The organism is Pseudophaeobacter flagellatus, from assembly GCF_021228235.1.
GTDB classification, from domain to species: Bacteria; Pseudomonadota; Alphaproteobacteria; order Rhodobacterales; family Rhodobacteraceae; genus Pseudophaeobacter; species Pseudophaeobacter flagellatus.
In genome coordinates, this window is the sequence record NZ_JAJQRG010000006.1 from 21,052 (window position 1) to 36,542 (window position 15,491).

The 15,491-nt window shown below is 56.3% G+C and carries 13 protein-coding genes and 1 tRNA gene; 8 read left to right on the forward strand and 6 right to left on the reverse strand.

All coding sequences use genetic code 11. The features are described from left to right. Positions 1-111: 111 nt before the first annotated feature. Complete coding sequence (locus LRK71_RS12655; RefSeq protein WP_232404195.1) at positions 112-1,116, reverse strand: hypothetical protein; 1,005 nt, start codon at positions 1,114-1,116, stop codon at positions 112-114. A gap of 339 nt (positions 1,117-1,455) precedes the next feature. On the opposite strand from LRK71_RS12655, the gene LRK71_RS12660 reads away from it, so the two are divergent. Together LRK71_RS12660 and LRK71_RS12665 are read left to right on the forward strand one after the other, a co-directional pair. Next, entirely contained in the window at positions 1,456-3,036 is a 1,581-nt protein-coding gene (locus LRK71_RS12660) for an arylsulfatase (protein WP_232404196.1), read from the forward strand. A 42-nt stretch (positions 3,037-3,078) separates the two neighbouring features. After that, a complete protein-coding gene (locus LRK71_RS12665; RefSeq protein WP_232404197.1) occupies positions 3,079-4,035 on the forward strand; it encodes a formylglycine-generating enzyme family protein in 957 nt (318 codons plus the stop codon). Positions 4,036-4,256: 221 nt separating this feature from the next. Here LRK71_RS12665 and LRK71_RS12670 read toward each other — a convergent pair whose 3' ends face one another. Next, a complete protein-coding gene (locus tag LRK71_RS12670; RefSeq protein WP_232404198.1) occupies positions 4,257-4,889 on the reverse strand; it encodes a tyrosine-type recombinase/integrase in 633 nt (210 codons plus the stop codon). Between the two features lie 707 nt (positions 4,890-5,596). Between LRK71_RS12670 and LRK71_RS12675 the strand changes: the two genes are divergently transcribed. The 6 genes from LRK71_RS12675 (at position 5,597) to LRK71_RS12700 (ending at position 11,194) form a co-directional block, all read left to right on the forward strand. Beyond that, positions 5,597-7,084: a hypothetical protein gene (locus LRK71_RS12675; protein ID WP_232404199.1), complete on the forward strand. Its 1,488-nt coding sequence runs from the start codon at positions 5,597-5,599 to the stop codon at positions 7,082-7,084. A gap of 199 nt (positions 7,085-7,283) precedes the next feature. Beyond that, positions 7,284-7,670 carry a hypothetical protein gene (locus tag LRK71_RS12680; protein ID WP_232404200.1) on the forward strand — a complete coding sequence of 129 codons (387 nt, stop codon included), beginning with the start codon at positions 7,284-7,286 and terminating at the stop codon, positions 7,668-7,670. Continuing rightward, entirely contained in the window at positions 7,667-7,918 is a 252-nt protein-coding gene (locus tag LRK71_RS12685; RefSeq protein ID WP_232404201.1) for a hypothetical protein, read from the forward strand. Before LRK71_RS12680 ends, LRK71_RS12685 begins: the two co-directional genes overlap by 4 nt. Before the next feature lie 310 nt (positions 7,919-8,228). Next, positions 8,229-8,708, forward strand: a complete 480-nt coding sequence (locus LRK71_RS12690; RefSeq protein ID WP_269751754.1) for an HK97 family phage prohead protease — start codon at positions 8,229-8,231, stop codon at positions 8,706-8,708. Further along, positions 8,705-9,922 (forward strand): phage portal protein, encoded by a 1,218-nt coding sequence (locus tag LRK71_RS12695; protein ID WP_232404203.1) that lies wholly within the window; start codon positions 8,705-8,707, stop codon positions 9,920-9,922. Before LRK71_RS12690 ends, LRK71_RS12695 begins: the two co-directional genes overlap by 4 nt. Positions 9,923-10,069: 147 nt before the next feature. Further along, positions 10,070-11,194 carry a tyrosine-type recombinase/integrase gene (locus LRK71_RS12700; protein WP_232404204.1) on the forward strand — a complete coding sequence of 375 codons (1,125 nt, stop codon included), beginning with the start codon at positions 10,070-10,072 and terminating at the stop codon, positions 11,192-11,194. Positions 11,195-11,204: 10 nt separating this feature from the next. Here the strand turns inward: LRK71_RS12700 and LRK71_RS12705 are convergent. The 4 genes from LRK71_RS12705 to LRK71_RS12720 all read right to left on the reverse strand — a co-directional run bounded on the left by LRK71_RS12705 (position 11,205) and on the right by LRK71_RS12720 (position 15,460). After that, a tRNA-Arg gene (locus LRK71_RS12705) sits at positions 11,205-11,282 on the reverse strand. 372 nt (positions 11,283-11,654) lie between these two features. Further along, positions 11,655-13,442, reverse strand: coding sequence for a TRAP transporter permease (locus tag LRK71_RS12710; RefSeq protein WP_232404205.1), 1,788 nt, complete (start codon positions 13,440-13,442; stop codon positions 11,655-11,657). 53 nt (positions 13,443-13,495) lie between these two features. After that, a complete protein-coding gene (locus LRK71_RS12715) occupies positions 13,496-14,452 on the reverse strand; it encodes a TAXI family TRAP transporter solute-binding subunit (protein WP_232404206.1) in 957 nt (318 codons plus the stop codon). A gap of 126 nt (positions 14,453-14,578) precedes the next feature. Further along, positions 14,579-15,460, reverse strand: coding sequence for an isocitrate lyase/PEP mutase family protein (locus tag LRK71_RS12720; RefSeq protein WP_232404207.1), 882 nt, complete (start codon positions 15,458-15,460; stop codon positions 14,579-14,581). Positions 15,461-15,491 lie beyond the last annotated feature (31 nt).

The following is a 15,491-nucleotide window of genomic DNA, read 5'->3' on the forward strand; positions in this document are numbered from 1 at the left end:
TCTTCCCCCAAATCGGTGAAAGCGGTCAATGAAGAAAGATTTGAGCCTAGGTTCTTCGTCGCGAGCTGGACATTCCGGGTGTAGCGATTTGAAGTTCGGTTAAATGGTGGTTCAAAGTTTATCGCGCGCTGCTTTCATCTTTTGATAGACCGCCCGCGAGCTATCGGCCTTTTTTGCATTGGCCTGCAAACGTTTTACCAGATTGCGTATGTCGCGCTTTGCAATCTCGACCTGACTGGCTGCTTTCTCAAGCAACTTGGCATTGGCCACCAATGCGGACCGCACCTTCCCAATTTTGGCGTTAATTTCGTCAACAGCCTTGTGCGCATCCGAGATTTCTTTCGCCGATCCCACCATACCGCTGATTTTCATTGCCTTGCCCGCCTTGGCGAGTGCATCAGCGCCCTTGGTCAGTCCGCGTGCCTTGTATTCCAGCTCAGTACCCGAAACAGTCATGCCCAACGTTGTGCCGACAAAATCCTCTGGTTTGCCAACCAGCAAATTTGACCCGACATCGATCAGGCCGCCAATTGCGAATTTCGAAATTGCCGACAACGCCCGCGCCTGCGGTGACACCAAAACGGCCACATCCAAAGCCAGCGACAAGCTCGCCTTGATATAGCTACCGGATTTTGACTTTTGGGCTTTGTCCAAGAGCTTTTTCAGTTCCTTCAGCTCTTTTTCCAGTTTGGGACCAGAGACTTTGATCCGATCATGGTAAACGCCAACCATCGAAATCATGGAAATCGCGGTCTTGATGACACCGCTTGCAATCACGGTTTCCCATTTGTCCGTCAGGGCACCTAGCATCTCCAGCGAGAAACAATAGGAATCGTAAGCGGTTTCAATATCTTTTGCCGTAACTTTCTTGCCCCCATGCAGCGCTTTCATAACCGCGACAAATTTGGCTCTGCTGGTTTCCATCGCGTTGATATCGGACTTGAAATCGTTTTTGTCATGGATGTTGAAAGACGTGTCGCCACCATCGAGTTTTGAAATCGTGGATTTTGCACGGCTGATTTCGTACTTGCAGTTCTTATGCAGCCCTTTAACCAAATTTTCGAAATCGGCGCTGCCATACTTCTCTATCTCGGTTTTTAGCGGACGACTGGACACAACAAATCTCCTTCAACCGACATTCCCGAAGTAGAACAACGGACAATTTATGATGCCGCCATCTTGCGCGCAGATCAAGTTTCCTTGGGACACGACGTCGTGGACGGGAAGCTGCCCTTCGCTGCTGATGCGAGCAGTTCATGCGGGGGAAGACCGAGCGGGCGTTCGGAATACGCCATTATAGTCATTGGTTGGCGTAAGCCGGGGGCAAAAAATGCTTGATCCTGAGACCAAGGTGCTTAATCCTGATACAACTTGATCCTGATGCGAGGTGAACAATACTCAAGCTTTGGTAGTGTCCAATGGATCGCGGACACGAGAGGCCAACAAGGAGTGAACATGAAACGAACGTCGATATACGCCGCAGTCATTCTGGCTGCTTTTACGGGCGGGACCGCCGCTCAGGAGGCCGACCGGCCCAATATCCTGGTCATTTGGGGCGATGATATTGGCTGGTCCAATCTCTCTTCCTACGAAGACGGTGTGATGGGCTATCGCACGGAGAACATCGACCGGATCGCACACGACGGTATCCGGTTTTCGGATCACTACGCGCAACCGAGTTGCACCGCGGGCCGGGCCGCCTTCATTACAGGCCAGTACCCGATCCGCTCGGGCATGACCACCGTTGGACAGCCCGGATCACCACTAGGACTTCAACACGAATCGCCGACGCTGGCGGAAGTGCTGAAAGCAGAAGGGTACCGGACCGGGCAATTTGGCAAGAACCATCTCGGCGACCGCAACGAACATCTTCCCACGGTTCACGGTTTCGATGAATTTTTCGGCAATCTCTATCACCTAAATACGCAGGAGGAGGCCGAGCAGCGGGACTACCAACGCTTCGGCGAAGAATTCTCAGGCAGCCTCGAGGCCTACGAAGAGCGCTTCGGCACGCGCGGCGTGTTGCACAGCTTCGCGACGGACACCTTCGACGAAACCGAGAATCCCCGTTTCGGGGTCGTCGGAAAACAAATGATCGAGGATACCGGACCTCTCACCCAGGAAAGGATGAAGGATTTCGATGCCGCCGAGATGATCCCGAAGGCACTCGACTTCATGGCAGGTGCCGCTGAAGCGGAGGAGCCCTTCTTCGTCTGGCTGAACACGAGCCGCATGCACCTTTATACCCGGCTCAATGACGAGTGGCGTTATGCCGCCGAAGAATACACCAGCGAGTACGACTACTATGGGTCGGGCATGCTTCAGCACGATCAGGATATCGGCCTCGTGCTTGATTGGCTCGATGACAATGGTCTGACCGACAACACCATTGTCTGGTATTCGACCGACAACGGCCCAGAGCATTCGTCGTGGCCACATGGCGGCACCACGCCGTTCCGCGGCGAAAAGATGACGACCTACGAGGGAGGCATCCGCGTCCCATCCATGATCCGCTGGCCCGGCGCGCTGCCCGAAGGGACAGTTCTCAACGGAATCCAGTCGCATGAGGACATGTTCACGTCGCTTGCCGCCGCAGCCGGCATCGAGAACGTGACCGATCACGTCCTCGAGACAATGGACCAACCAATCGACGGCGTGAACAATCTTCCCTACTGGCTTGGCGAGACAGAGGAGTCGGCCCGTCGGCACATCTTCCATTATTACGAGAACCGGATCATGGCGGTTCGTATGGGCCCCTGGAAGATGCATTTCTCAACCAAGGAGGATTACTACGCCCCGATCCAAGCGCAGGCCTTTCCGCCAATCTACAACCTGCGCGCCGATCCGTATGAGAGCTACGATGACCTGAGCGCCCAAGCGCATATGTTGCAGAAGGTTTCATGGCTTTTCCAACCGATGAACGTGCTGATGCAAGAGCATCTTCAAAGCCTTGCGGAATACCCTCCTGTGCAGGGTGGCACGTCCTTCGACATGTCCAACATCGTCGAGGATTTCATCAGCAAGGGGATGCAGTAACGTGCGTCTCTCCGGGCAATGTTCTAAATCAGGAATTCCTTTATGACGCGCTCGGGATCACTCTTGCTGTCAATCTTGTGTGTCGTTGGCATTGAAGCCGACGCCGCTGAGTTGGTGCGGATTGAGGGAGGCCGGTTCCAGATGGGATCGGCCAACCATTACAGGGAAGAACAGCCGGTCCGGTGGGTTGAGGTCGGTCCGTTCGAGATATCAGCCACGGAAGTCACGAACGAGCAATTCGCGTCATTCGTCGACGCAACTGGATATGTCACCACAGCCGAGCGCTCGCTGGCCCCCGCCGACCATCCGAATTGGCCGGCGCTTCTTCTGCAGCCTGGCTCCATGGTGTTCGCGCAGCCGTCGGAACCGACGGAACTCGATGACGCGACTGCCTGGTGGCGTTACGTTCCTGGTGCAAACTGGCGTCACCCGACTGGTCCTGATAGTTCCATTGCGACGCTGGGGGATCGCCCTGTTGTGCAGGTATCCCCGGAGGATGCGGCGGCCTATGCTGAATGGGCTGGCGGTCGGCTGCCGACGGAAGCCGAATGGGAATTCGCAGCGCGTGGGGGACGCAAGGACAATAATTGGGACGAGCCCTACGACCCAGATTCGGGATGGAAGGCAAACAGCTGGCAGGGCACGTTCCCAAGCAGCGACCTCGAGCTCGACGGGCATCACGGCACGTCGCCCGTTGCGTCTTTCCCTGCGAACAACTATGGCCTCCACGACATGATCGGGAACGTTTGGGAGTACGTCTCGGACTGGTGGGTGCCAGCCCATCCACGTGTCAACCAGATTGACCCGATCGGTCCGTCCGAGGCGCTGGCGGCTCAGTTTGGGCCATCTGATATCGGCGCCCACAAGGTAGTCAAGGGGGGCTCCTGGCTTTGTGCGCCCAGATACTGCAGACGATACCGCCCGTCCGGACGTCAGTCAGCGGAACGTGGGCTTGGATCCAACCACATCGGTTTCCGTGTCGCGCGCGACATCGAATAGCACAGCTGGATGTGGACGAGGGCTTCAGGCGGCGCCCCATCACTCGCCGCACATGAAGTTACCCCACCCGGACACGCTGGCAAGAACACCAAACTTAGTAAATTCGCGCGCATCAAGCTTTGCAGCGGCAGCGAAAGCCAGCTCCGGTAAGGCTGCGCAGCGGCGAAGATCGGCACCTCGAATGACTGGAAAGGGCCGCCTGTAAAAGCGGCCCAGAGGCGTTAAATTTCAATGGCTTCAGCAATGGCCAAAGCATCTTCAAGTTCGACCCCAAGATACCGGACTGTACTGTCCATCTTGGTGTGACCAAGCAGAAGCTGAACAGCGCGGAGGTTGCCGGTCTTCTTATAGATTTGCGTTACCTTAGTTCGCCGCATTGAATGCGTCCCATAGGCGCTAACCTCAAGGCCGATCGAAGTCACCCAATCCCGGACGATCCGCGCATACTGGCGGGTCGAGATGTGCAGGCGCTCATGGAACCTACCTGGCCACAGATACTCTGAGCCGACCATGAGCTCATCCTCCATCCACTTCTTGACAGAGGCACGCGTGCCTTCGGAAATCTCGAAACGTACCGGCTTCTGAGTTTTGCTTTGTAGGACGGAAGCGCGCTCTTTGATTTGGCCGGACGCCATGACGTCGACGACCTTCATCTTCACCAGATCGCAGCCGCGAAGTTTGCTGTCAATCGACATGTTGAAAAGAGCGAGATCGCGGTGGTTCTCGGCCAGCTCGAGACGAACCCTGATCGCCCAGACGTGTTTTGGTTTCAGTGGCCGCTTCTGACCGACGATGCGGCCCTTGTTCCATGCGGGGCGAAGTGCGCGAATGGCAGGTAGGTTTGACGTTTCCATGACTAATCCTCCGATCCGCCATGCCCTCCCAGAACGACAACCCGACGTTGACACGCCATCATATCATAGTGTACTGCGCCGCCTCAGAGGTCTGATCTGAGCCCATGTTGTATGTTGCTGCGCTTTGCACAAATGCCCCCTTAGTGGCAATCGAGGGACTCGCATGGCCAAGAACGTCACCTTCGAGTGTCATGTCAAAACTGCATTTGTGATTGAAACACCACCCCAAGTCATCAATGTGGTAACAAACCACATCAAGGCGTAGCCTACTCACGTCCGCTCTCGTTTGTACTTTTTCGATGCAAACATTTCATTCGACATCAGCAATTGCTCACTAACTGGGATCCAACGCCACTGCCAGTTTCTTTTTGTTCTCCATGTCTTAAGCGATAGCAGCAGAAGGCTCAGCCATAGCCACACAAATGTGATGAGCAGGAATGCATCAGAAAATTGCTTCAGGATGTTGATCCCTTGCATGGGCTATAGGTCCTTTAAGTGTTCGTTCTAGAGGCAGGCTACCGCCACGATCCGAGGAACTGAAATTTTACCCTGCAAAACAGTCTAACCATTCTACCAAACACTATGCGGCTCCTCGAGAAGAGAGATAAGCACATACTGAAATCGATACAATGTTCCAAAGCTGATCTTACGGTTGTCGACAGAAAGCGCCGCTTGGGTCCCGCGCTGCCGACCTTCACCCTCCGAAAATGCTGCGCGATGCACGAATGGCCGGTCTGGTGAAGCTGCGCTGCAGCCTCTGCGTCGATCACCAACACCCTTTGGTTCCGCTTTGGGAGTATAATCGCCCCGAGGAAAGGTATGATCTTTCATCACGGTTTGAGGATATCAAAGATGCCATTCTGGCTAGGAAACTCGAACAACCTCGCACAGCTCCCTCGCCCTATGATATTTGGCTCGACACACGTCTTGCGACTGGGACAGACGACACATGGCTCGCTGGTCAGTCACTCTATGCAGCAACGAAGTTCTGCACCCTTTTGGGAGCAGAACTTTTACGATTGGAAGATACATCCGACTTAGGCGAAGAGGCTCAGATTAGGCATGGCCAAGCCCTCGGCTTCAATATCGCTCGCTGTGGTGAGGTTGAAATCCGGGAAGCATTGGATGCATTGGTCTCACTCGCGAGCGGGAATACCGACGAGCCTCACAAAGCCTTTGGAAAACTGTACGTGGAGTTGGCGCAATTTCACCTAGCCAAAGAGGATTTTGTTCCCTTTCGGAAAATCATGAGAGACTGCATCCTTGATCACTGGCCAATAGCGCCCGGTGAAACCGTTCTCGGATACTTCCAACCTACGAGGAAATTGCATTCTGTTGGTACCGCTGCTCAAGAAGCCAAGATTGGACCTGCCCTGCTTGAACAGTTTCTAGTAGATGCCGGGGCTATTACTGCCGACGATCAACGGCCGGTCTCTCGGAAGACGTTTGACGCTGTAGCCTATGCCGATCTACTGGCAGAAGTGCCGACTTTGGTTGGTCCCGCGAGAATGCAGCACGAAATGGGGGCAACCCGTATGCAATTCAAATCACTCGCAGAGGACGGTGTGATAAAACCTCGGATCCAGGTTGCAACGATTAACTCTCCTTGGCGCATATCCGACGGTATTGCATTGGTGGAAGAGCTCTTGGGAATTGCGCAACCTGTGGCGCCTACTAGCACTAAATGGGAAAGTATTCAGCAGGCAAGAAAGCGCACAGGTTTGCGGGTTGGGAAGATCATCGAAGCCCTACGCAATGGTGAACTTCAGCTCGGACATTACCCTAACGTTGAAGGCTATGCTGGCTTCTGTGTTTTGAAGGCAGAAATCAATGGCATGCGACCAGCAAAACAAAAGGTCACGGATCAAGGGTTTCTAACGGCTTCTGCATTTGGCCGGTCAGTTGGCATTCGAACATCTGGCTGGTTTAAAAAACTCGCGGCAGGGGGCCATACCCCTGAAACCCTTACGCCACACCCGAAGGGAGGCCCTGACCAATCTTACCTCTCTGCCGACGACATCGCCCAGTTTCACAAGCGCTTTATGACCCCGGCGACGATGGAGCAAAAATTTGGTCAACATCGGAAGATATTGCTGGGGAAGCTGAGAGCAGCCGGAGTGGAAATCTTTGCACCAAATGGAGAAGATTATGGGTCGGTTTATCTCCGCAATGAGGTAGAAGCGGTCTTAGAGTGACACCTCTCAGCCCATGTTGCAGGCAAGAAACAACGAAGTCGCGGGAAGAGCATGCGCCGGTCTTCTATGATGGGGCCAATTTCTTATCAGCAAAAACGCACAGATCGTGAAGGTTGAAGGGCTAGAAGTGCAATGACAAACTTCTTGACAGGAATTCGCATGAAACAAGCTGAATTCACACACTTATGCCCAATTGGCAATGGGAAGAAATGGCGAGCCGTGGAGAACCCAATACCCTAATTTAAAACAGCGGGTTAGCCTGCCGAACTCAAAAAATCCGCCCCTTGAAAACACACAGAATATTCGCCGCTTGGCGAACATTTCCGAAGCCCCGAAACGGCGTTCGGCAATGTCACAATTTGGCAAAGCTACCCATAAGAAAGTCGCGCGGTCCATTGGCTACGCCCTGACTCTGGGCACCCCCTGCGCCTGGAATAAGCTCTCGCTGATTTTGTTGGCCCGCCTTTCCAAAAAGGAACGGGCTGGACTGACCTATGCGGCTTTGATGAGCCTGGACAAAGACACCGCCTACGAGGTGGCAACGCTTGCCGTGTTCGGTGTTGCCAAAGGGGAGCGGGTTCAATGATGACCGCTCGCCCCCTCGAAGAGCTGCTGTTCTACATGAATACCGTTGCAAAGCAGGCTTCCAGTGAATGGGAAGCCAACTTTGCCCGCTCGATCTTGAGGCAGTCAAAGAGACCCACCTGGAACCCTTCTGAAAAACAACTCTGGACCATGCAGCGCATGGTTTCGGACCTCTTCTCGCCAAACGGCTTCAACGCCGATGCTGACATTGACCTGATCGATACAGGAGACCGGCACGACGCAGCCTAACCGCGTCCGTATCAAGTGTGCGGACGACTGGAGGCGCTTGATATGTATTCCCCGTTACCTTGAGTGGGTCGTAACGGAAGGGCAGCCCTGAAGCTCAATGCCCGAGACCCTGCTGCCTGCCTAGGCGGTAAAGATGTGAGCGAACTGTGACGAAGGCCTTTGCGATCACAGTGCCCGAAACGATGGCCCGGCTCCGTTGAGCAGGACTTCACGAGAGGGATAGGGACGGGTTGGGGCAATGCCCCGGCCTTAGTCGCCCTATGCCCTCAACTCCAGCCCTCACCATTGAGCAGGGGGTAAAGGGCGACGCCTGGAGGGCTATGCCGCCCTGTTCGGCGCTGAGGCCCGGATTGGTGGCGGCATGGTTGAAACCATCGCCCAAGGGGCCTTTTCTCGAACCTTGGAAGAGCGCGGCGACATTCTGGCCTTGGTCGACCATGACCCGCACCGCGTTTTGGCCCGCACCCGTTCCGGCACCCTCCGCCTGTCCCAGGACGCGCGAGGGTTGGCCTTTGATTTGGATGTGCCAGATACCCAGGCGGGCCGCGACGTGTTGGCATTGGCTGAGCGAAACGATTTGGGCGGTATGTCCTTTGGATTTTCGGCGCGTGATGAGCATTTGGACGGAAGCCAGCGCGAACTCCGTGCTGTTGATCTGTTTGAAATCAGCGTTGTGTCTGCCTTTCCGGCCTATGAGGGCACCGTGATCAATGCGCGGGCAAAAGATAGTTCCTTCCTGTTCCGCAGCGCCGCAGCACGTCGCTTGCGCCTTTTGGAGTTGGTGAAATGAGCTTTCTTTCCCGTATCCTTGGCCGCGAGACACGCGAAACCGTTGCCACCTCCGACCCTAGCTTGGCAGAATTTCTGGGGCACCGCGCCAACGGCACTGGCGTTGTTGATCCAAACCGGGCCTCTGGCTTGGCAGTCGCACAGGCGTGTATTTCTGTCATCAGCCAAAACTTGGCAGCTATGCCGATGAACCTCTATCAGCGCAGCAGCAACGGCGGGCGAGATCGGGCGGCAAGCCATCCGTTGCACGGCGTTTTGCATGACCGCTTCAATAGCCAAATGACCGCCTTTGAAGGGCGAGAATTTTTGCTGGTCTCGCTGCTGACCAACGGCAATGGCTATGCCCGGATCGAGACAAACGCGCGCGGCCAAGTGGTGGCGCTACACCCTCTGCACCCGTCCAATGTCGCGGTTGAGCGGTTGGAAAATGGCCGCTTGCGCTACCGCGTCAGCAATGCGCGCGGCCAGTCTAAGATCCTTTTGCAGGATGAAATTTTGCACCTGCGCTATCGTCTTGCCAATGACGGCGTGATGGGTGTTTCGCCCATCCAGCTTGCCCGCGAAACCTTTTCTCTGGCGCTGACCCAGCAGGACCAGGCCACGCGGCAGGCCAGCCGTGCCTTCCGTGCCGAAGGCGCTCTGGTGTTTCCGCAGTCCATCGGTGGCGACAAGAAGGCGGACGCATTGCAGATCCTGCGCGACCGTGTGGAAGGTCAGGTCGAAACCTCTGGGATCTTGGTTCTGGATGGCGGCGTGGATTGGAAAAGCCTGTCTATCACGGCCAAAGATGCTGAATTTCTGGATAGCCGCAAGCTGTCCAATATGGACGTGGCCCGCACCTTCAGCGTTCCACCAACTGTTGTGGGGATCACCGACAACGCCACCTATTCCAACGTGGATGGCGAAAGCCGCGCCCTTGTGGTGCGCTGCCTTGCCCCCATGGCCCGCCGTATCGAGCAGGCTATGAACGCGGCTTTGCTGACCGTAGAGGGCCGCAAACGGTTCTTTGTGGAGCATGATCTGGCAGGGCTGATGCGCGGCGATATCAAGGCCCGCTATGAGGCCTATCGCATCGGCAGGGAATGGGGCTGGCTTAGCCCCAACGAGATCCGCGCCTGGGAAAACCTGAGCGAGATTGAAGGCGGTGGTGAGTACCTGTCGCCTCTGAATATGACTGTGCTCGGCGAGCGGGAGGGCGAAGACGATGGCGAATAGAAAAGCGCTTGTTACCCAGTCCGAATTGACGCGCTGCCTGAAGGCGCATCGAGACGCTGGAATCCCAATCGCCAAAACTGAAACCCGGCCAGATGGCACGATTGTTGTCTACTCGATTGACCTTAACCGCCGGGAAAATGATAACCCATGGGACAAGCCGTGAAGCACAAAATTCAATATCCCGGCGCGACTCCTTACCAGGACCGGCATGGCAAACGCCGCTGGCGCTTTCGTAAGGGCGGCTTTTCTGCCGAATTGGGTACTGATTACGGCTCAGACGAATTTATCTCGCGCTATGAAGCTGCACTCAAGGGCCATCGCGTACGCGGATTGATCGGTGCGGATAGGACGGTTCCGGGAAGCGTCTCCGCACTGGTCGCCTCCTGGTATCGCTCGCCTGAGTTTCTGGATCTCGCAGATAGCACGAAACGGAATTACCGAGGCATTATCGAAAAATTCCGCGAAAAGCATGGCAAGAAACCGATTGCTCAACTTGAACGCCGCCACGTCCAGGCGATGCTTGCGGAAAAAGCGGAAACCCCTGCCGCAGCGAATAACCTTCGCAAGCGACTGATCCAGCTATTGGATCACGCTATCAGCTTGGATTGGCGTGGGGACAATCCTGTTCGGGCGACTAAGCCCTATCGTAACACCGGGACTGGTTTCCATTCTTGGGAAGAAAAAGAGATCGCGCAGTTTTTTGCGATCCACAAACCCGGCACATTGGCCCACCGAGCAGTTACCTTGATGCTCTACACAGGCGCGGCCCGCGTGGATGCCGTGCAACTTGGTCCTGAAAACTTGCGGGGCGACCGAATTGAATATCGCCGTCAGAAAACAGCCCGTTCGGGTGGTATCAAGGTAAGCATCCCCCTTCACGCCGATCTGGCAGAAGTCTTGGATGCTTTGCCGGATGCCGGGTCCTTTCTAGCAACAAGCAATGGCAAAACACGCTCTGCGGCCGGATTGGGCAATGCGATGCGGGACTGGTGCAATGAAGCAGGCCTGCCCAAATGCAGCTCACATGGCTTGCGTAAAGCCTGTGCCCGCAGATTGGCAGAGGCCCAAGCCACCACGCATGAAATCGCATCTGTAACCGGCCACAAAACACTGGCTTTGGTGCAGCTCTATACCGAAGCAGCCGGTCGCGAAGAGTTGGCAAATTCTGCAATGGAAAAGCTGATTGCCCGCCCAAACGGAAATAAAAACGTGACGAACCGAGCAGGAAAGTTCGCCAAGAGCGCAGATAAGTATATGAAAGGACAGGAATAATGGGAAGAAATGGCGAGCCGTGGAGGACTCGAACCCCCGACCTGAGAATTAGAAGTTCCCTGCTCTAATCCAGCTGAGCTAACGGCCCACTCTTCTTTCGGCTATATCAGCCAAATTCCTCGCCTTGTCAATGTGGTAGAAGAATGGGATACCTACCCTGAACTTTCCACTTATTTTCAATGCAACCCTTGTACGTGGCCGAGGCCAGGGCACTAGATATCTCTCTGCCCTAAAACCCTCTTGCGATACATAGGGCCGATAGCGCAGGACCTCCGCTCTCTGCGTTCTGTTGCAAACGCGTTCCATTTCGGATGCCATCCGTCGCGCGTTATCTGCTGTTTCCACATGCAAAAGCAGGCCATGGCCACGCGCATCTTGTTGATGCAACATGGCCACTTTGCCGCCGCTGTTGGCGATGTTTCCCCCTTCCGCATTGTTCAAGGAAAACATCCTGGCAGGGTCAGAACGCCGCCCCAAAGCAGGCGGCAAAACCAAGGGCGGCAAGCAGCATCCGCAGCGGCAGACGCAACCGCCCGATAAGAGCGTATGACAGACAGGTCAGGCCCGTGCCGATCAGGACAAAGGCTTTGACGGCCCCAAATGGATCGGTCGTGAGACGGATCAAATCGGGGTTTGCAATCATCGCCAGCGGAATCACATAGAGCCCAACCCCCAGCGCCATCGCCGTCAGCGCCACCTTCAGCCAGTTCTCTCCGATCATGCCGGCCGCGATAAAGACGGCGCCGCAGACAGGGGGCGTAATGGTTGAAAGCAGTGCAAACCAAAACACAAACAGATGCGCTTGCAACGGCTCCAGCCCCAATTCCGTCAGGGCCGGGCCTGCCACCGACACGCAGATCACATAGGCAGCGGTGGTCGGGACCTCCATGCCCAGCAGCAGGCAGGCCAATGCCGTGAGCAAAAGCGCAGGCCAAAGCAGCCCGCCCGCCCCGGACAGGATCACCGAGGTGATCTTGATGCCAAGGCCGGTGATGCCCAGCACTCCGATGATGATAGAGGCGCAGATGATAATGGAAGCAATCATCGCAACCTGCCTGCCGATCGCCGTGAAGCCACCGCCCAAACGGGCCAGGCCCTGGGTCAGGTTCATGCGCGGCGTGGCGTCAAAGAACAGCGCAGCAGCACCCGCAAGAATAGCAAGAACAGCTGCATACTGCGGGGTAAATCCGGCGGCAAACATCGCAATCAGCAGCACCGAAAAGGGCACCAGGAAAAAGCATGAGGTCACAAAGACCATGCGCGGGCTGGGCCGTTGGTCTTCCGGCACGGCTTTCAGTTCAAAACGTTGGGCATAGGCATTGATGCCAACCCAGACCGTCAGAAAATACAGCACCGCAGGCAGCAGCGCTGCCAGCATGATCTTCGTGTAGGGCACGCCTGTCAGTTCAACCATGACAAAGGCCCCAGCCCCCATCAAGGGCGGCATGATCTGCCCGCCGGAAGAGGCCACGGCCTCCACTGCGGCGGCCAGGCGTTTGGGATAGCCAAGCTTGGTCATCGCAGGCAAGGTTATAGCCCCTGTTGAGGCCACATTGGCCGAGGCAGAGCCAGAGATAGAGCCGAACAACGCTGAAGAAAACACCGAAACCTTGGCCGCACCACCGGTCAGACGCCCCGCAGCCGCAGCGGCCACATTCATGAACCCCTGCCCCGCTTCGCCCGCATTCAGCACCGCGCCAAAGATCACAAAGATTGCGACAACCCCGACCGACACCCCGGTGAGACTGCCCCACAGCCCGCCTTCGGCGATAACAAGCGTGCCCAGAAAGCTGCGCAACGGGGTGCCGGCATGGCCAAATTCACCGGGGATATACTGCCCCCAAAGCCCATAAGCCAGGGCACAGAGCGCCACCAATGGCAGCGGCCAGCCGATCATCCGGCGCGCCCCCTCCATCGCGATCAGCAACAGGCTGATGGCCAACACCACCTGAAAGCCGTTTTCCAGAAAACCATATTGGTTGCGCAGCATCTGGTGGCTCAGCGCGATCCAGATACAGCCTGCAATGCCAATCACGGTAATGACCAGGCCGGACCACCAGGCCAATGGGGTCTTGGCGGAATACAAGAATACCCAAGGCAGGATCAACGCCATGTGCAGGGGGCGCGCCACCAGATTGGGCACCAATCCGTAAAAGATCAGCCCGATGTGAAACACGGCAGTAATGGCGCCAAACAGCATCCAGACATGGCCTGCATGTGGCGCGAAGCGGAGGGATAAAGATGTCATGAGATCAGCTCAATGCGCCCTGCCCCGGCACAAGACCGGAGCAGGGCAACAAATTACATATGCGCGGCGTCCAGCGCCATACCGATTTCTTTGTAATACCGGATCGCACCGGGGTGGATCTGTGTGGTGATGTTGCTCAGCATGTCTGAAGAAACACCCGCCCACCAAGCCGCATCCTTGGCCATGTCTTCGCGGGTTTCCCAATATGTTTTGGTCAGCTCATAGGCCGTGTCATCGTCCATCTTGGTGGTGGAATAGGCAACAACCGGCAGCGAGGTGGTGGTGATGTCTTCCGTCTGCCCCGTATAGGTACCCGCCGGGATCGTCAGTCGGGTCCGCTTGGACGCAGCGATCTGCTCGTCATCCAGCGACAACACGGTCACCCCGGTCGAGGCCGCAGCTTCGATCACATTTGGCGCCGGAAAGGACCCGGCAGTGACAAAGCCGTCGATCTGACCATTTTTCAACGCGTTCACCGCATTGGACAGCTCAGAATCAGCGATGATCACCTTGCCCTCAAGCCCGAAAAGACCCAGGTATTTTGCGCCCTCACGCGCACCAAAAGAGCCGCTGCCCAAGAGAATGGTCTTGCCTTCCATATCGGCAAAGCTGCTGATGCCGCTGTCTGTCGACATCACAAAATGCATGGTCAGCGACGGGATCGGGAACAGTGCGCGGATCTCGTCAAAGGCCGGATCGCCCTTGCCTTCAAACATCGCCTTGCCGCCCTGGGCCAGCCCCACCAGCGCCGGTGGTGTGGTAAAGACATAATCGCCCCCGCGGGCGCGCACCTCCATCACGTTTTGCACCGACCCCTGACTTTCCTCCACCGTGACAGAGATATCCCCGCCGGTGCCTGCCTTCATGGCTTCGGCAATCTGCGCGGCCATCTGAAAATAAGACGACCCCGCCTTGGCCGATTTATAGGTAATCCGGGTTTCGGCCGAGGCCACGCCGGTCATCATCAGGGCAACAGCCGCAGCTGCGCCAATGGATTTCATAAAGGTCATTTTGATCCCTCCCATTGAATTGCCAAGACAATTGATCCTTGGCCCGTGAAATGCAAGCGGCGACGACATTCTAACTGCCGCCGCCCGCGTCTTTGTGCCAATTCAGCGCACCCCGAGTCTGCAGGTCTAGATCTCGTGCGTTTTGCGCGCGTTATAGGCCTGTTCAGCCGCGAAATAATCGTCAAACCCAATGCGGGTTTTCACCTCATCAAAGGGCATCAGGCGATCAGCGGGCACGGCGCCGGTCTTCAGCTCGGCCAGTGCGCCGGTCATTGCCTTCATTGCCGCCGCAATCAGGGTGATCGGATAGGCGGCGATCTGAAAACCCATCTCCTGCAATTCTGCCGGGGACAGGTTTGGCGTCAGGCCGCCTTCGATCATATTTGCCATCTTGGGACCGGGCAGTTCCGCGCAGATCCGGCGCATTTCATCCAGATCGCGGGGGGCCTCAACAAACAGGATATCTGCGCCCAACTCGTGAAATTTTTGCGCCCGGCTGATGGCTTCGTCCAGCCCGTGGTCATGGCGGGCATCGGTACGGGCAAGGATCAGAATGTCATGGCCTTCGTTGCGCGCATCCACTGCGGCGCGAATGCGTTCAAAGGCCTCGTCCCGGCCAACCACGCTTTTGCCCGCCGTATGGCCGCAGCGTTTGGGCGCCAGCTGGTCTTCGATCATCACCGCCGCAAACCCTGCCTGGGCAAAGCCCTTGACCGTGCGCTTGGTATTCAGCGCGTTGCCATAGCCGGTGTCGCCATCGCCAATCACCGGGATATTGACCGCGTTGCAGATGTTGCGACCCTGGTCGATCACTTCGCCGTAGGACATCAACCCGGTATCGGGCATCCCCAGCCGGGCCGCCGCAGTGGCAAAGCCCGACATGAAGGTCAGTGGAAAGCCCTCCTGCTCGATCAATTTGGCCGAGAGCGGATCAAAACAGCAGGGCATGGTGATGATCTGCCCGCCCTGCAACAGGGCGCGCAATCTGTCAGAAGATGAAACTGTCATCGATAGATTTTCTTTCAACAAGAGATATTTA